Annotated in this window: 14 protein-coding genes; 11 read left to right on the top strand and 3 right to left on the bottom strand. The window is 71.4% G+C overall.

All coding sequences use genetic code 11. The features are described from left to right. Window positions 1-131: 131 nt before the first annotated feature. Genes ACFU9P_RS02125 through ACFU9P_RS02115 form a run of 3 tightly spaced genes read left to right on the top strand, consistent with a single transcriptional unit; the run spans window position 132 to window position 2,430 of the window. Window positions 132-812, top strand: a complete 681-nt coding sequence (locus ACFU9P_RS02125) for an ABC transporter permease (RefSeq protein ID WP_384077205.1) — start codon at window positions 132-134, stop codon at window positions 810-812. After that, window positions 809-1,483, top strand: a complete 675-nt coding sequence (locus ACFU9P_RS02120) for an ABC transporter permease (protein WP_384077204.1) — start codon at window positions 809-811, stop codon at window positions 1,481-1,483. The genes ACFU9P_RS02125 and ACFU9P_RS02120 overlap by 4 nt, the downstream gene beginning before the upstream one ends. Continuing rightward, on the top strand, window positions 1,480-2,430 hold the full coding sequence (locus ACFU9P_RS02115) for an ABC transporter substrate-binding protein (protein ID WP_384077202.1): 951 nt from the start codon (window positions 1,480-1,482) through the stop codon (window positions 2,428-2,430). Before ACFU9P_RS02120 ends, ACFU9P_RS02115 begins: the two co-directional genes overlap by 4 nt. Window positions 2,431-2,498: 68 nt before the next feature. On the opposite strand, the gene ACFU9P_RS02110 is transcribed toward ACFU9P_RS02115, so the two are convergent. Beyond that, window positions 2,499-3,671 carry an ABC transporter ATP-binding protein gene (locus tag ACFU9P_RS02110; protein WP_376376656.1) on the bottom strand — a complete coding sequence of 391 codons (1,173 nt, stop codon included), beginning with the start codon at window positions 3,669-3,671 and terminating at the stop codon, window positions 2,499-2,501. 146 nt (window positions 3,672-3,817) lie between these two features. Between ACFU9P_RS02110 and ACFU9P_RS02105 the strand changes: the two genes are divergently transcribed. The 7 genes from ACFU9P_RS02105 (at window position 3,818) to ACFU9P_RS02075 (ending at window position 10,380) form a co-directional block, all read left to right on the top strand. Then, a complete protein-coding gene (locus ACFU9P_RS02105; protein WP_384077200.1) occupies window positions 3,818-5,134 on the top strand; it encodes an alpha/beta fold hydrolase in 1,317 nt (438 codons plus the stop codon). A 177-nt stretch (window positions 5,135-5,311) separates the two neighbouring features. Next, window positions 5,312-5,581, top strand: a complete 270-nt coding sequence (locus ACFU9P_RS02100) for a DUF5133 domain-containing protein (protein ID WP_376376652.1) — start codon at window positions 5,312-5,314, stop codon at window positions 5,579-5,581. A gap of 175 nt (window positions 5,582-5,756) precedes the next feature. Next, window positions 5,757-6,725 (top strand): NADPH:quinone oxidoreductase family protein, encoded by a 969-nt coding sequence (locus ACFU9P_RS02095; RefSeq protein WP_384077197.1) that lies wholly within the window; start codon window positions 5,757-5,759, stop codon window positions 6,723-6,725. Then, window positions 6,722-7,915: an acyl-CoA dehydrogenase family protein gene (locus ACFU9P_RS02090; protein WP_384077195.1), complete on the top strand. Its 1,194-nt coding sequence runs from the start codon at window positions 6,722-6,724 to the stop codon at window positions 7,913-7,915. Before ACFU9P_RS02095 ends, ACFU9P_RS02090 begins: the two co-directional genes overlap by 4 nt. Next, window positions 7,912-9,036, top strand: coding sequence for an acyl-CoA dehydrogenase family protein (locus ACFU9P_RS02085; protein WP_384077193.1), 1,125 nt, complete (start codon window positions 7,912-7,914; stop codon window positions 9,034-9,036). Before ACFU9P_RS02090 ends, ACFU9P_RS02085 begins: the two co-directional genes overlap by 4 nt. Before the next feature lie 137 nt (window positions 9,037-9,173). Then, window positions 9,174-10,040 carry a phosphatidylinositol-specific phospholipase C/glycerophosphodiester phosphodiesterase family protein gene (locus ACFU9P_RS02080; protein WP_384077191.1) on the top strand — a complete coding sequence of 289 codons (867 nt, stop codon included), beginning with the start codon at window positions 9,174-9,176 and terminating at the stop codon, window positions 10,038-10,040. A 145-nt stretch (window positions 10,041-10,185) separates the two neighbouring features. Then, a complete protein-coding gene (locus ACFU9P_RS02075) occupies window positions 10,186-10,380 on the top strand; it encodes a hypothetical protein (RefSeq protein WP_376376642.1) in 195 nt (64 codons plus the stop codon). A 74-nt stretch (window positions 10,381-10,454) separates the two neighbouring features. On the opposite strand, the gene ACFU9P_RS02070 is transcribed toward ACFU9P_RS02075, so the two are convergent. Together ACFU9P_RS02070 and ACFU9P_RS02065 are read right to left on the bottom strand one after the other, a co-directional pair. Beyond that, the gene (locus tag ACFU9P_RS02070) at window positions 10,455-11,327 is read right to left on the bottom strand and encodes an LLM class F420-dependent oxidoreductase (protein ID WP_384077188.1); all 873 of its coding nucleotides are present in this window, start codon (window positions 11,325-11,327) and stop codon (window positions 10,455-10,457) included. Between the two features lie 76 nt (window positions 11,328-11,403). Continuing rightward, the gene (locus ACFU9P_RS02065; RefSeq protein WP_384077186.1) at window positions 11,404-13,815 is read right to left on the bottom strand and encodes a tetratricopeptide repeat protein; all 2,412 of its coding nucleotides are present in this window, start codon (window positions 13,813-13,815) and stop codon (window positions 11,404-11,406) included. Between the two features lie 160 nt (window positions 13,816-13,975). On the opposite strand from ACFU9P_RS02065, the gene ACFU9P_RS02060 reads away from it, so the two are divergent. Continuing rightward, window positions 13,976-16,120 (top strand): glycoside hydrolase family 27 protein, encoded by a 2,145-nt coding sequence (locus ACFU9P_RS02060; protein WP_384077184.1) that lies wholly within the window; start codon window positions 13,976-13,978, stop codon window positions 16,118-16,120. The last annotated feature ends 65 nt before the right edge of the window (window positions 16,121-16,185 follow it).

Genomic DNA, 16,185 nt, shown 5'->3' with positions numbered 1-16,185 from the left:
GGTGTGAGAGGTGTGAGAGACGCGCGAGGTGTGCGAGGTGTGCGATCCCGCGTGGGCAGGACGCGCCGGCCCGTCCCCGTACGGTCCAACACGGCGCGCGGTCACCCGCCCCGCGAGGCTGCAATGGACGGGTGACCGCGCCCCCCGACGACTGCCTCGCGCGCAATGAGTGGATCTGCGGCGCCTATCTCGCCAGCCGCCGCACGATCCTCTGGGACGCGGTGCTCGAACACCTCCGGCTGACCTTCTCCGCCGTCCTGCTGAGCCTGCTGATCGCCGTGCCCCTCGCGCTCGCCGCCCGCCGCTGGCGCTGGGCGGGAGCGCCCGTGCTCGCGGTCACGACCATCCTCTACACCATTCCGTCGCTCGCGATGTTCTCCCTGCTGCTGCCCGTGTACGGGCTGTCCGCCTCGCTCGTCGTCGCCGGTCTGGTCCTCTACTCGCTGACCCTGCTCGTACGGAACATCCTGGCCGGACTGCGCGCGGTGCCCGAGGACACCCGGCAGGCCGCCCGCGGCATGGGCTACGGGCCCGTACGGCTGGTGCTCGCCGTCGAACTGCCGCTCGCGCTGCCCGCCTCCCTGGCGGGGCTGCGGATCGCGACCGTGTCCGCCGTCTCCCTCGTCACCATCGGCGCGATCGTCGGCTACGGCGGGCTCGGCAATCTCATCTACGAAGGGATGAACACCTTCTTCAAGGCGCAGGTGCTCACCGCCTCCGTCCTCTGCGTCCTCATCGCCGTCGTCGCCGATCTGCTGCTCCTCGGACTCCAGCGGCTGCTCACCCCCTGGACCAGGGCGGCCCGCGCGTGAACACCCTCGCCGCCGCCTGGGCCTGGCTCACCAGCGCCGCGCACTGGTCGGGCCCCGGCGGTGTCTGGCAGCGGCTCGGCGAGCATCTCTATCTGACCGTCGTCTGTCTCGCCCTGAGCTGCGCCATCGCACTCCCGGTCGCCCTCGTGCTGGGGCATCTCGGGCGGGGCGGTGCCCTGGCCGTCAATATCTCCAACGCGGGCCGGGCCGTCCCCACCTTCGCCGTCCTCGTCCTGCTGCTGCTCACCCCCATCGGCGGGTACGGGGACTGGCCGACGATCATTGCCCTGGTCCTCTTCGCGGTCCCGCCGCTGCTCACCAACGCCTATGTCGGGATGCGGGGCGTCGACCCCGAGGTGGTACGGGCCGCGCGCGGCATGGGGATGACGGGCCGTCAGCTCCTGTGGCGGGTCGAGGCGCCGCTCGCCCTGCCGCTGATCCTCACCGGGGTACGGATCGCCGCCGTACAGCTCGTCGCGACCGCCACGCTCGCGGCCCTGATCGGCGGCGGCGGGCTCGGCCGGATCATCACCGCCGGATTCAATCTCGCCGACACCCCGCAGGTGGTCGCGGGGGCCGTGCTCGTGGCGGTGTTCGCGCTGCTGGTGGAGGCGGTGTTCGAGGCGGTGCAGAAGTTCGGTCCGCGGTGGGCCAGGGGCGGCGCCGGGTGAGACCGCTCCGTACCGCCGTCGTGGCGGTCCTGCTGCTGGCCGCCACCGCGTGCACCTTCGGACCGTCCCTGGAGCACCGGGGCGAGATCACCGCGCCGCCCGGCGACAGCAGCCATCTGACCATCGGCTCCGCGGGCTTCACCGAGAGCGATCTGCTCGCCGAGATGTACGCGCTGCTGCTCGACCGGGCCGGCTACCACACCCGGATCCTCACCGTCACCAACCGGGAGATCTACGAACCGGCCCTGGAGAGCGGCCAGATCGATGTCGTACCCGAATACGCGGCGACCTTCGCGGACTGGCTGAACACCAGGGCCCACGGCCCCGATGCCCGGCCCGTCGGCTCGCCCGACCTCGCCACGACGATGCTGGCGCTGCGCGCGCTGGCCGCGCCGCGCGGGCTCACCGTCCTCGACCCCGGCCGGGCCGTCGACCAGAACGCCTTCGCCGTCGCCGCCTCGTACGCCAGGAAACACCGGCTGAAGACGCTCAGCGATCTGGGCGCGTCCGGGCTGCCCGTCAGGCTGGCCGCGGGCGACGAGTGCGTGCAGCGGCCCTACTGCGAGCCGGGGCTCAGGAAGACCTACGGCATCAACATCACCGCGATCGACCCCAAGGGCGTCGGCACCACCGCGGCCAAGAAGGCGGTGCAGGACGGCCAGGACCAGATGGTGCTGACCACGACCACCGACGCCACGCTCGGCCAGTTCGGTCTGGTGCTCCTCGCAGACGACAAGCACCTCCAGAACGCCGACTACATCGTCCCGGTCGTCAACCGTTCCCGGGCCGGGAGCGCGCGTGTCACCCGGGCGCTGGACCGGCTGAACACCGTCCTGACGACCAAGGACCTGGCGTCGATGAACGAACAGGTCGACAGTTGGCGCAGACTCCCCGAGGACGTCGCCCGCGCCTATCTGGAGTCGAAGCGCCTGATCCCGTCGCGCTGACAGCCCGTCCGGCGTTCGAGGACGAACCGGCAGCCGGACGGACCCGGCGTACCCAAGCGGTCACAGGCCTACGCGTCCGACACCGAGTCGAAGTCCACCTCGTCCCGCCCGACGCCCCGCGCGTCCGCGTCGACCGAGCGGCGCAGCGCCTCATGCAGCTTCGCCGGGGTCAGCACCCCCAGGAACCGCGCCTCGCGCTCCTCGTCCAGGACCGCCACCCAGCCCGCGTCGTGCTGGAGCATCTCGCTGAACGCCTGCTTCAGCGGCGAGCCCAGCGGCACCCAGGCCTCCATCCGGCTCGCGAAGTCGCCGACGGAACTTCGCTCACCGGCCCCGGCCAGCGCGTCGGCGGACACCCAGCCGTGCAGTTCGCCCCCCGAGTTCAGGACGACCGCCCAGCGGGCGCCCTCGGCGCGCATCCGGGCCGCCGCGTCCCGCGCCGGCTCGTCGGTCCTGGCCACCGGGGGCTCCTCCAGATCGGCCGGTTCGACGGCGGTGACCGACAGCCGCTTCAGCCCGCGGTCCGCGCCGACGAAGCGCGCCACATACGGGGTGGCGGGGGCGCCGAGGACCTGGGCCGGGCTGTCGTACTGCTCGATGTGCCCCTCCCCGTACACCGCGATACGGTCACCCATCCGTACCGCCTCCTCGATGTCGTGCGTCACCATCAGCACCGTCTTGCGCATGGCCGCCTGGAGCTTCAGGAACTCGTTCTGGAGCCGCTCGCGCACCACCGGGTCCACCGCGCCGAACGGCTCGTCCATCAGCAGCACCGGCGGATCCGCGGCCAGGGCGCGCGCCACCCCGACCCGCTGGCGCTGCCCGCCGGAGAGCTGCGCCGGATAGCGCGGACCGTACGCCGCGGGGTCGAGCCCCACCAGATCCAGCAGCTCGGCCGCCCGGGCGCGTGCTTTCGCCCGCTTCCAGCCGATCAGGGCGGGCACGGTCGCGGTGTTGTCCAGGACCGTCCGGTGCGGGAAGAGCCCGACGTCCTGGATGACATAGCCCATACGGCGTCGCAGCGCGACCGGGTCGACACCGGAGATGTCCCGGCCCGCCACGAGGATCCGGCCCGAGGTGGGCTCGATCAGCCGGTTCACCATCATCATCGTGGTCGTCTTGCCGCACCCCGAGGGCCCCACCAGTGTCACCAGCTCGCCCTCGGCGACCTCGAAGGACAGATCACGTACAGCGGCCGTACCGTCCGGATAGACCTTGCCGACCTGCTCGAACCGGATCATCTCCCCACGCTAAGAGCGGACGGGCGGCTCCGCACCTGGGCCGGAAGGCCCTGGTTCCGGGGGTACGGGCAGGCCTCCGCGGCCCGTGTGCTGGACTGTCCGCCGTGACCGCCCCCGGCCCGGGGCGAGCGAGAACAGGAGCACCCGTGACCAGCTACCGCCAGCCCGGCGTCGTCCTCACCGACCACCGCTTCTCCGTCCCGCTGGACCATGCCGACCCGTCGGGGGAGCGGATCGAGCTCTTCGCCCGCGAGGTCGTCGCGAGCGGCAGGGCGGAGGCGGACCTGCCCTGGATGGTCTATCTGGAGGGCGGTCCCGGCTTCGGCGTACGCAGGTTCACCGGCCGACAGGCCTGGCTCGGCCGCGCCCTCCAGGAGTTCCGGGTGCTCCTCCTCGACCAGCGCGGCACCGGACTCTCCACCCCGGCCAACCGGCAGACCCTGCCCCTGCGCGGCGGCCCGCGCGAGCAGGCCGACTATCTCGCGCACTTCCGAGCCGAGTCGATCGTCCGCGACTGCGAGACCATCCGGCCGCAGCTCACCGGCGGCGCCCCCTGGACCGTGCTCGGCCAGAGCTTCGGCGGTTTCTGCGCCGTCCACTACCTCTCCACCGCCCCCGAAGGTCTGCGCACCGTACTGATCACCGGCGGCCTGCCCTCCCTGGACGCCACGGCCGACGACGTCTACCGCGCCGCCTATCCGCGCGTCGCGCGGAAGGTCGAGGCGCACTATGCCCGCTATCCGCAGGACATCGGCCGGGCCCGCCGGATCGCGGAGCATCTCGCCGGGCACCGGACCGTACTCCCCACCGGATACGTGCTGACCCCCGAGGCCTTCCAGTCGCTCGGCATCATGCTCGGCGGCAGCGACGGCAGCCACCAGCTCCACTATCTGCTGGAGAACGCCTTCGTACCCACCCCGGGAGGCGAGACGCTCTCGGACACCTTCCAGGAGGGTGTGGTCGCGGCCCTCTCGTACGCCGGGCACCCGCTGTACGCCGTACTGCACGAGTCGATCTACGCGCAGGGCGGCCGGCCCACCGACTGGGCGGCCGAACGGATCCGCGCCGAGTTCCCCCGCTTCGACGCGGCCAAGTCCCTCGCAGGGGAAGGCCCTTTGTACTTCACCGGCGAGAGCATCCACCCCTGGCACTTCGAGACCGACCCGGCGCTGAGCCCCCTGCGCGAGACCGCCGAACTGCTCGCGGCCCGTACCGACTGGCCCGTGCCGCACGGCGGCGCCCGGCTGTACGACACCGCGCGGCTCGCCGCCAACGAGGTGCCGGCCGCCGCCCTCGTCTACCACGACGACATGTATGTCGACACCGAGCACTCGCTGCGCACCGCGCGGGCGATCCGGGGGCTGCGGACCTGGGTGACGAACGAGTACGAGCACGACGGGCTGCGGGCCGGAGCGCCGCGCGTACTGGACCGGCTGCTGGCGCTCGCGCGCGGCGAGGACTAGAGGACTAGAGGACTAGAGGACTAGAGGACTAGAGGACTAAGGGTCTCCACGGGGCGAGGCCGTACGGGCCCGGACCCGGACCCGGGTCCGCTTCGCCGAGCGGATACGGACCGGCGGGGTGACAATGACCCCCAGGGGACTGGTGCCGCGCTGCGCGCGAGGCGGGAGGTGGTGGACATGCTGCTGCCGGACAGACATCTGGTCGCCGATCTGCTGGCCCGTTACCGGGCCTGGGAACGGCTGGTCCTCGCCGATCCGCTCGACGAGGCCACCCGCGGGCGGTTCGAGGACGTCGCGTACACCCTCTGTGTCCTCATGGGACAGCGCACCGCCCGTGAGGCGATCTGGCACGCGGAGGCATATCTGCGCAGAACCAGGCCCGTTCCGATCTTCCCGGACGGAACGGAGCCCGCGGGCCCGGGAGTTCACGAGGCCATCGCCGAGTGACCCGGCCCGAACGACCGTCGCCGGCCGGCCCCGGGGCCGGCTGATCCGGCGCGGGGCCGGCTGACGGAACGCGGGGCCGGTGCTCCATACCCCCTGGGCGGGCTGTTCCCACAGGGGCAAGCGACTGCTTAGTATGCGGTCGAGTGCGGTACTGCCCATCGTGTGGAGGCCCCCAATGCAGGCATGGCGAGTGCACCGGAACGGCGAGCCGGGCGAGGTGATGCGGCTCGAAGACACGGAGCGTCCGGTGCCCGGCGAGGGGCAGGTGGCGCTCCGGGTCCGCGCCGCGAACATCAACTTCCCGGACGCCCTGCTCTGCCGGGGCCAGTACCAGGTGCGCCCGCCGCTGCCGTTCACCCCCGGTCTGGAGATCTGCGGGGAGACCGAGGACGGGCGGCGGGTCATCGCCGCCCCCGCACTGCCGTACGGAGGCCTCGCCGAGTACGTCGTCGCCGACGCGGCCGGACTCCTCTCCGCGCCCGAGTCCCTGGACGACGCCGAGGCCGCCGCGCTCCATATCGGCTACCAGACCGGCTGGTTCGCACTGCACCGCCGGGCACACCTCCAGCCGGGGGAGACCCTGCTGGTCCACGCGGCGGCAGGCGGAGTCGGCAGCGCCGCCGTACAGCTCGGCAAGGCCGCCGGAGCCACCGTCATCGGTGTCGTCGGAGGCCAGGACAAGGCCCGAGTAGCGCGTGAACTGGGCTGCGACGTGGTCGTCGACCGCCGTACGGACGACCTCGTCGCCGCCGTCAAGGAGGCCACCGGCGGCCGGGGCGCGGATGTCGTGTACGACCCGGTGGGCGGCGACGCCTTCGCCAAGTCGGCGAAATGCGTGGCCTTCGAGGGCCGGATCGTGCTTGTGGGCTTCGCGAGCGGAGTCATCCCCAGCCCGCCCCTCAGCCACGCCCTGGTGAAGAACTACTCGCTCCTGGGCCTGCATTGGGGCCTCTACCGCACCAAGGACCCGGCGGCGGTGGCCGGTTGCCACCAGGAGCTGACCGCGCTCGCCGACCGGGGCGCGATCAAGCCGCTCATCAGCGAGCGCGTCCCGTTGAAGGGCGCGGCCGACGCCGTCCAGCGGGTCGCCGACGGCACCACCACCGGCCGGGTGGTCGTCCTCCCCGAGGGCGTGACCCGATGACCGACGCCGCCCAACTCCTCGCCCTCACACGGAAGCTGCTCGCCGAGCACCCGCCGGCCGGGACCACCCGTACCGACTTCCTCAAGGCGCGCTTCGACGCCGGACTCGCCTGGGTGCACTACCCCGCCGGACTCGGCGGCCTCGACGCGCCGCGCTCCCTCCAAGGCGTCGTGGACGCCGAGTTGGCAGCGGCAGGCGCGCCCGACAACGATCCGCGCCGGATCGGTATCGGTCTCGGCATGGCCGCGCCGACCATCCTGCGCTTCGGCACCCAGGAACAGAAGGAGCGCTTCCTGCGCCCGCTGTGGGTCGGCGAGGAGGTGTGGTGCCAGCTCTTCTCCGAGCCGGGCGCGGGATCCGACCTCGCCGCGCTCGCCACCCGGGCCGTCCGCGAGGGCGACCCCGTCTCCGGCGACTGGATCGTCAACGGACAGAAGGTATGGACCTCCAGCGCACATCTCGCCCGCTGGGCCATCCTCATCGCCCGTACCGACCCGGAGCTGCCCAAGCACCGCGGCATCACCTACTTCCTGTGCGACATGACCGACCCCGGTGTCGAGGTACGGCCACTGCGCCAGATCACCGGCGAGGCCGAGTTCAACGAGGTCTTCCTCACCGATGTCCGGATCCCCGACGCGCACCGCCTCGGTGAGATCGGCGAGGGCTGGAAGGTCGCCCAGACCACCCTCATGAACGAGCGGGTCTCGATCGGCGGTGCTCGACTGCCCCGCGAGGGCGGCATGATCGGCCAGGTCGCCCGCACCTGGCGCGAGCGCCCGGACCTGCGCACCCATGACCTCCATCAGCGCCTGCTCACCCTCTGGGTGGAGGCCGAGGTGGCGCGGCTGACCGGGGAGCGGCTGCGCCAGCAGCTCGCCGCGGGGGAGCCGGGCCCCGAGGGCAGCGGAATGAAGCTCTCCTTCGCCCGGCTCAACCAGGAGATCAGCGGCCTGGAGGTCGAACTCCTCGGCGGGGAAGGCCTGTTGTACTCCGACTGGACCATGCGCAGGCCCGAGCTGGTCGACTTCACCGGACGCGACGCCGGATACCGCTATCTGCGCTCGAAGGGCAACTCCATCGAGGGCGGTACGAGCGAAGTGCTGCTGAACATCGTCGCGGAACGCGTCCTCGGCCTGCCCACCGAGCCGCGCAACGACAAGGACGTCGCCTGGAAGGACCTGACGCGATGAAGGTGCCGCCGAACACGTCGGAAGCCTCCCCCGATCTGCTGTACTCCGACACCGAGGACGATCTGCGCGCGGCCGTACGGTCCCTGCTCACCGACCGCGCCGATGTGCCGGCCGCGCTCGTCCGCGCCGAGTACGGCAACCCGTACGACCCGGAACTGTGGACCTCCCTCACCGCCGGGATCGGCGCGTCCGGCCTGCTCGTCCCCGAGAAGCTCGGCGGCCAGGGCGCGGGCCCGCGCGAGGCCGCGGTCGTCCTGGAGGAACTGGGCCGGAGCGTCACGGCCGTCCCGTACCTGACCAGTTCGGTCATGGCGACCGAGACCCTCCTCGCCTGCGACGGCGAGAGCACCAGCAGCACCGATGTCGCGGGGCTGCTCACCGCGCTCGCCCATGGCCACCGGGTCGCCGTCCTCGCCGTACCGCTCACCACCGCCCCCGACGGGCCGCTGCCCGCCGGTGCGCCCGTCGTCACCGGAGTCGCCGACGCGGTCCGTGCCGATGTCCTGCTGGTGCTCGGGGACGACGGGCTGTACGCGGTCGAGACGGCCTCACCGGGCGTCATCGTCGAGCCGCTGACCCCGCTCGATCTGACCCGCCCCCTCGCCACGGTCACCATCGACGCCGGCGCCGGACTGCGGATCGCCGAACCGCCACTGGCGGAGGCCGCGGTACGGCGAGGCCTGCTGGCCGGGGCCGGGCTGCTCGCCTCCGAACAGCTCGGGATCGCCGAACGGTGCCTGGAGGAGACGGTCAACTACACCCGCGGCAGGCACCAGTTCAACCGCCCCGTCGGATCCTTCCAGGCGCTCAAGCACCGGATGGCGAGCCTCTGGCTGGAGATCGTCTCCGCGCGCGCCGCCGCCCGCAACGCGGCCGACGCGCTGGCCACCGGCAGCCCCGACGCACCGCTCGCGGTGGCCCTCGCCCAGGCGTACTGCGGACGGGTCGCGGTCCACGCGGCCGAGGAGTGCGTCCAGCTCCACGGCGGCATCGGAATGACCTGGGAACATCCGGCGCATCTCTATCTCAAGCGCGCCAAGTCCGATGAGATCGCGCTGGGTTCGCCGGGGCGGCACAAGGAGACCCTGGCGGCTCTCGCCGACCTGCCAGGACCACGGTAACGAGCGGGTGCGGGGCCGGGGAGTCTTTGAATCGTACATGGCAAGAGAGCGAACACTCCCCGGCAACGCCCCGTTCGTTCCCTGACGCGGCGGATACTCGCCTGGTCCGCGCCCCACCGCGCTCACCCGGAGGCATCATGGCCCTCACCACCCGCCGCAGAGCCGTCAGCGCGCTCGCCGCCGCGCTCGCGGGAGCCGTCGCGACCCCCTCGTACGCCCAGGCCGCCACCAGGATCCCGGCCGGCTGGGGTCCCCGGCCGCTGCGCCAGGCCCATGCCCACAACGACTACCTCCACCCCCGCCCGCTCCTCGACGCCCTCTCGCACGGCTTCACGAGCGTGGAGGCCGACATCTTCCTGGTCGACGGCGAACTGCTCGTCGCCCATGAGCCCGCCGCACTCGACCCGGCCCGCACCCTCCGGAAGCTCTACCTGGACCCGCTGTTCGCGCGGGTACGGGCCAACCACGGCTTTGTGCACCGGGGTTACCACCGGCCCGTGCAGCTTCTCATCGACATCAAGACGGACGGCGTCGCCGCCTACAACGAACTCCACCGCCAACTCACCGCCTACCGCTCGATGCTGAGCACCTATTCGTACGGTTCCGTACGCCTCGGCGCGGTCACCCCGGTGATCTCCGGGGACAGGGCGGCTCGCGAGCCGATGGAGGCGCAGCGGGTGCGGTACGCGTTCTACGACGGGCGGCTCGAAGACCTCGGCACCACCGCGCCCGCGTCCTTCGTCCCGCTGATCAGCAGCAATTGGACCCAGAGCTTCGACTGGCAGGGCGCGGGCGCCTTCCCCGCCGAGGAGCACGCCGAGCTGTGCCGTATCGTCACCGCCGCGCACAGCCGCGGTCAGCGCGTACGGTTCTGGGCGACGCCCGACACGGCGGGCCCCGAGCGGGACGCCGTCTGGGCCGAGTTGCTCGCCGCCGGGGTCGACCACCTCAATACGGACGACCTTGCGGGCCTCGAACGCTTCCTGCGCGACCACCAGCGGTAGCCGCGACTGCCCCGGGGGGGGCAGTGGCGACCACCTGGCCTCAATCACTCGTACGGCGGACACGCCACTCGGGGGAACGGGCGCCCTCCTCCGCCACACTGGCGGCCGAATGCCGCTATTCCGGTGCGGCGGAGGAGGTTTGTCGATGGCCATCTCGATCTCAGTGGTGCTGCTTCTGCTGATTCTCGCGGCGATCTTCATGCGGATGGGCGGCCTGAAGTTCTCGCACGCGGCGGTCTGTGTCCTGCTCGGGTTCTTCCTCGCGGGTACGAGCATGGCGCCGACGATCGCGAACGGGATCAACGCGACGGCCGGGGTGGTCGGCAGCCTCAGACCATGACCACCCGTGGCGTCCGTCCGCGGACGCCACGGGGGCCACGGGGGCCGGGCGGGGAGGGCGGTGGCGGTCGGCGGTCAGGCCACGATCTCGGCGAGGCGCCGCCACTCGGCACGGGGGAGCGGCCCCGGAGCGCCGGCGGTGCTGCCCGGGGTGACGATCTGGAGAGCGACATGATCGGCGCCGGCCGCGTGGAAGGCCTCGATACGGGACCGGATCCGGGCGTCGTCGCCCCAGGCGTAGACCGCGTCGATGAGCCGGTCGCTGCCGCCGTTCGCGAAGTCGTCCTCGGTGAAGCCCAGCCGCAGGAAGCTGTTCGTGTAGTTCGGCAGGGTGAGATACATGCCGAGGTAGCCGCGGGCCGTGGCCCGGGCGGTGTCCGGGTCGGTGTCCAGGACGACCTTCAGCTCAGGCGCCAGAAGCGGGCCCGCGCCGAGGATCTCACGGGCCTGCGCGGTGTGCTCGGGGGTGACGAGGTACGGGTGGGCGCCGCCCGCGCGGTCACGGGAGAGTTCGAGCATCTTCGGGCCGAGCGCGGCCAGCACGACCCGCTCGGCGGGGACCTTGGCCGCGTCCAGGGCGTCGAGGTAGCCGACCACGGCCGAGTAGGGGCGCTGGTACTGCGCGGCGAACTTGGCGTGGCTGGCGCCGATACCGAGGATGAAACGGCCCGGGTGGCGGGACTCCAGCTCCAGGAAGCGGGTGGCGGTGTCGGCGGCCTCGTGCTGCCAGATGCTGAGAATGCCGGTGGCGACGGTGAGCCGGGAGGTGGCCTCGATGAGCGGCACGGCCTGCTCGACACTGCTGCCGCCGATCCAGACGCCCCCGAAGCCGAGTTCTTCCAGCTCGGCGGCGGCTTCGCGGATCTCGGCGTCCGGGATGGCGCCGCCGGGGCGGAGCGCAGAGCTCCAGATCCCGTAGCGGCCCACGGACTCCTGCAGAGTAACCATCGTGTTGTCTCCCACATGTGCTCGAAATCCAGCGATGACGGTGCCAACCAGGGGCGGACGCCCGACTATTCCGGGGTCAGGCGGTGGGGGTGTCGGTCGTGGACCGGAGCAGCTCGGCCAGGGCGGTCCTTAAGTTGATCACCGTGCTGATTGTGGCATGCGGCTCGCCGACCTCCAGGAAGATCTCGGCGGCGTCGAGGTATGTGTTGATGGCCTCCGAGAACTGTCCGGCGCCCGCGAGAGCGAGGCCCAGGTTGTTCAGCGCTACGGCCTCACTGAGCTGGTCGCCGGTCTCGCGGAAGATGGCGATGGCGGCGCCGGTGACGTTGATGGCCTCTTCGATTCGCGCCAGTTGATTCAATGCGGCGCCCAGAGCGTTCAGTGCATCGCCCTCGCCCTGTCGGTCGCCGGTCTCGCGGTAGATTGTTACGGCCTTCCGGCCGACGGCTGCGGCCTCTGCGTCCCGTTGTCCCGTCCGGAGCAGGGCAAACCACAGGCCAGCCAGTGCCATCCCTTGGCGGGCCCGATCGTCGGTGTCAGCGAGAATCGCGACCGCATCCTGGTAGACGGGGATAGCTTCCTTGAAACGCCGGGCGTTATTGAGCGCCATTCCTAGATCGATCAGCGCGAGACCCGCGCTCCGCAGGTCGCGGGTCTCGCGGAGGACAAGGGCAGCGTCCCTGCTCGCGGTGATGGCCTCGTCGAACTGCTCCAGCTTAAGTAGAATCCTCCCCAGGATGCCCAGCACCACAGCCTCCCCATGCTGGTCTCCCGTCTCGCGGAGGAGGGCCCCAGCGTTGCGGCTCGCGTCGATGGCTTCCTCATAGCGCTGCAGCCCCAGCAGGGCCACCGCCATGTTCCCCAGGATCATGGCCACTTCATGTCCGTTGCCTGCCTCGCGGCAGAGTGCGACTGCCCTCTGAGCGCTGGCGATGGCTTCCTCATAGCGCTGCACTCCCACGAGGGCGCTGGTCAGGGCACTGAGGGCTTTGCTTTCCGCAGTCCGGTCGCCAATGCTGCGGGCGGTCCTTACAGCGAGGGCGGCCAGCTCAGTCCACGCCTTGAAGTGCCCCCGCCACGCAAGAAACCGGCCCAGGGAGCGGATCATGAGGATCCCGGTCGAAGGGGCTCGCTCGATGCAGGTACGGCATGCCGCCATCAGATTGGGCAGTTCGGTGTCCAGCCACTTCAGTGCCAAGTCCTGATCGTCGAAGCCATGGGCGGCCGGGTCGGGCTCGGCTGGAATCAAATGGGCCGACGCGTTCCAGCTCGTCGTGAGGTAGTACTCCAGCAGCCGCGCGAGTGCCTTGAACCGCTCGTCCTCGTCAGCACTTTCCTCCGCCAGCCCCGTGGCATACAGGCGCACCAAGTCATGCATCCGCCACCGGCCATACCCGCCCGCCGGTTCGATCAGATGCGCCCTGGCCAGTGCCTCCAGCAGCCTCCGTACCTGCCGCTCCTCCAACTCGGCCAGCGCCGCCGCCGCTTCCGTCGACACCTCAGGCCCCGGATTGACCGTCAGTAGTCGGAACAACCGCGCCTGCTCCTCGTCCAAGTTCCGGTACGACAGGTCGAACGCCGCCCGTACCGCCTTCTGTTCGTACCGTAGCTCCGCCAACCGCGTGTGCTCTGCCGCCAGTTCATCCGCCATCACAGCCAGCGGCTTGGCGGGATGCGCCGCCAGCGGGGCAGCAATGATCTCCACCGCCAGTGGCAGCCCGGCACAGAAATCCACCAGCCGACGCGCCTGATGCGGTTCCTCCGCCACCCGCCTCTCTGCGTCACCGCGCCTGCGGTGCAGTAGCAGCGTCAGCAGCTCGGCCGCGTCAGAATCAGGCAGCGTATCCAGGTCGAAAAGCCGGGCGTCCAAGCCCGCCAAGGTATGCCGCGAGGTCACGATCGCCGCGCCGGAACCCGGCAGCAGCGGCGCCGCCTGGTCGCCGGAAGAGGCGTTGTCGATCACAACGAGGATCGGGCGGCCCTGCTCGGCGTACTCCGCGAGGACCGCCCGGTACAGCCGCTCCCGCTCCTGCGTTTCGGGCGGGATGTACTGGTCCGGCACCCCCAGCGCACGTAACAGCCCGCCCAGCGCCCTGTCCGGGTCCAGCCTCTTGGGTTCCGCCTCGTAGCCATGCATGTCCACCATCAGCGCCCCGCCGGGGAACCAGCCCCGCGCCAGGGCCCGGTGGGCCGCTTGCAGCGCCACCTCCGTCTTGCCCACCCCGGGCAGCCCCGCCACCGCCGACACCAGCACCACACCCGGCCGCGCCCCGTCCACCGAATCCGGCCCCAGCACATCCAGCAGCTCCCGCAGCACCACCTCCCGTCCCACGAACTGCGAAGTCCCCGGTCGCAGTCCGTTCAACGCGGGCGGCACCTGTGCGGGCAGCTCAACAGTCACATCCCGGCCCATCACCAGCGGCCCGATCATCACCCCGCCCGACACCTCGTTGCGCGTGCCTTGTCCCACCGAGTCCCCCGCAGCCATACCCAGATGTTACGAGGACTGCCGCGCCACAAATTTAAGTTAATTAGTAATAATCGTTGACAGGGTCGGGGCACGACGCCACAGTCTTCGTCGTGGCGCGGCCCCCTGATTCGCGGGGCGCCGTTCGCCAGGTATCCCCAACTCTCGGGAGAGGCAAGTGATGTCGCATCGTGCAGGGACGGCGCGGGCCCGTCGTGCCGTGGCCGTTCTCGGCGCCGCCGCGCTGTTGGCGGTGGCCATGCCCACCGCCGCCGAGGCCACCGCCCGGCCGCAGCAGGACGGGGGCGCCCCGCCGTACTACAACAGCGGGCTCGCCCCCACTCCGTACATGGGCTGGAACACCTACTACGGCCTCGGCGCCCCGACGGAGGCCGAGGTCAAGGGAGTTGCCGACCATCTCGTCAGCAGCGGTCTCAAGGACAGCGGTTACGACATCGTCTGGCTCGACGGCGGCTGGCAGGCGGACACCCCGCGCGACAGCGCCGGACGTCTGACCGCCCACCCCGGCCGCTTCCCCTCCGGCATCCCCGCCCTCGTGTCGTATCTGCACCAGCGCGGACTGAAGGCGGGCATCTACACCGACGCCGGTACCTACGACGGCGGCAAGACCTGCGGGCTCGGCAGTCGCGGCCACTACACCGAGGACGCCCGGCAGTTCGCGGACTGGAAGATGGACGCGATCAAGATCGACTTCCTCTGCGGGATCACCGAGAAGGCCGATCCCGGGCCCGCCTTCAAGGAGTTCAGCGACGCCGTCGCCGCGTCAGGACGGCGCATGCTGCTCAATCTGTGCAATCCCCTCACCGACGACTGGGGGCTTCCGCACACCCCGGCGCAGGACGCGCACAACGCCTTTGTGTACGGTCCGACGACCGCCGACTCCTGGCGCACCGGCACTGACATCGCCTGGGGCACCCCGACGGCCGGCCAGTGGCCCAATGTCCTGCGCAACATGGACGCCAACGCCTGGCACCCCGAGGCACAGGGCCCCGGCCGTTACAACGATCCGGACTATCTGATTCCGATGCGCAAGCTGGCGGACGGCTCGTACGAGCTGACCGAGGAGGAGTCCACCACCCAGCTCGTGATGTGGGCGGAGATGGCCTCCCCGCTGGTCATCGGCTCCGACCCGCGAACCCTGCCCCAGTCGATGATCGACACCCTCAGGAACCCGGAGATCCTGGCCGTCGACCAGGACCCGCTCGCCGTTCAGGGCGTACGGGTCGCCACCGACGCCACCGGCGATGTCTACAGCAAGGTGCTCCAGGGCACCGGCAAGCGCGCGGTCGTGCTCCTCAACCGCTCGGACCGCCCGGCCGAGCGCACGGTGAGGTTCGCCGACGCCGGGCTGGCGGGGGAAGTCGCCGTACGGGACCTGCGGGCCAGGCAGAGCCGTGGCACGCACTCCGGTTCGTACACCGTGGACGTACCCGCCCATGGCACGGCGTTCCTCCTGCTCAAGGGCGAGGACGACGCTCCGGGTGTGTCGCTCGGGGTACGGTCCGGGGCCACGCCCGCGCTGGTGCGGGACGGCGACCGGCTGACCGCGTTCATCCAGGGTACGGACGGTTCGCTGCGGCAGCAGACCGGGCGCGACGGGCAGTGGTCGGCGCGGACCACCGACCTCGGCGGTCCCACGCAGGGCCGGATCGCCGGGCAGCCCGCCGCCTACGGCTCCTCGGACGGCCGGATCGATGTCTTCGTACGCGGCACGGACGACGCGGCCTACCGGCGCAGCTTTGCCGACGGCCGCTGGGGACGCTGGCAGAAGCTCGGCGGGCGGCTCGCGGACGCGCCGGGTGTGGCGTACGAGAGCCCGGACCGGTGGACCCTCTTCGCCCGGGGCGAGGACGGGCTGATCCACACGCGTGGCGCGGAGTCCGGCTGGACCTCGTTCCGGGGACCGGACGGAGTGGCGCTGTACGGGCGGCCCTCGGCCGTCGTCGACTCCGCGGGCCGTACGCATCTCGCCGTCCGCACCGCCGACGACTCGGTCCGGCTGCGGGTACGGGACGCCGACGGCACCTGGTCGGCCTGGTCGTCGCTGGGCGGCACCGTGAGCGGCAGCCCCACCCTCGCCGTCGCGGGAGGCACCGTACGGCTCTTCGCGCGCGCCGGTGACTACACCCTCTGGCAGCGCACCTACGACACGGCCTCCGGGACCTGGAACGACTGGTCGCAGCGCCAGGGCTATGCCAGCGCGGTCTTCGACGGCGAACTGGCGGCCGTCGCCGGGCCGGACGGCTCCTCCGTGCTGACGCTCTTCCGCGGGGTCGACGGCCAGGTCCACCAGGCGACCGCCTGAAACACCGCCCGGGGGCCGTACGGTCGCCCCACCCCGTGTACCGCCGGTACGGCCCCCGGGATCAG

Source organism: Streptomyces sp. NPDC057617, assembly GCF_042800555.1.
GTDB lineage: Bacteria > Actinomycetota > Actinomycetes > Streptomycetales > Streptomycetaceae > Streptomyces.
Note: the sequence above shows the minus strand (reverse complement) of the source record. Positions and strands in the feature narration are given on the sequence as shown.

Bases quoted from the DNA above. Each gene is read 5' to 3' on its own strand.
- ACFU9P_RS02110 (WP_376376656.1), bottom strand. From the start codon at position 3,671: ATGATCCGGTTCGAGCAGGTCGGCAAGGTCTATCCGGACGGTACGGCC.
- ACFU9P_RS02100 (WP_376376652.1), top strand. From the start codon at position 5,312: ATGCTGCTGCCGGACAGACATCTGGTCGCCGATCTGCTGGCCCGTTAC.
- ACFU9P_RS02095 (WP_384077197.1), top strand. From the start codon at position 5,757: ATGCAGGCATGGCGAGTGCACCGGAACGGCGAGCCGGGCGAGGTGATG.
- ACFU9P_RS02090 (WP_384077195.1), top strand. From the start codon at position 6,722: ATGACCGACGCCGCCCAACTCCTCGCCCTCACACGGAAGCTGCTCGCC.
- ACFU9P_RS02085 (WP_384077193.1), top strand. From the start codon at position 7,912: ATGAAGGTGCCGCCGAACACGTCGGAAGCCTCCCCCGATCTGCTGTAC.
- ACFU9P_RS02080 (WP_384077191.1), top strand. From the start codon at position 9,174: ATGGCCCTCACCACCCGCCGCAGAGCCGTCAGCGCGCTCGCCGCCGCG.
- ACFU9P_RS02075 (WP_376376642.1), top strand. From the start codon at position 10,186: ATGGCCATCTCGATCTCAGTGGTGCTGCTTCTGCTGATTCTCGCGGCG.
- ACFU9P_RS02070 (WP_384077188.1), bottom strand. From the start codon at position 11,327: ATGGTTACTCTGCAGGAGTCCGTGGGCCGCTACGGGATCTGGAGCTCT.
- ACFU9P_RS02065 (WP_384077186.1), bottom strand. From the start codon at position 13,815: ATGGCTGCGGGGGACTCGGTGGGACAAGGCACGCGCAACGAGGTGTCG.
- ACFU9P_RS02060 (WP_384077184.1), top strand. From the start codon at position 13,976: ATGTCGCATCGTGCAGGGACGGCGCGGGCCCGTCGTGCCGTGGCCGTT.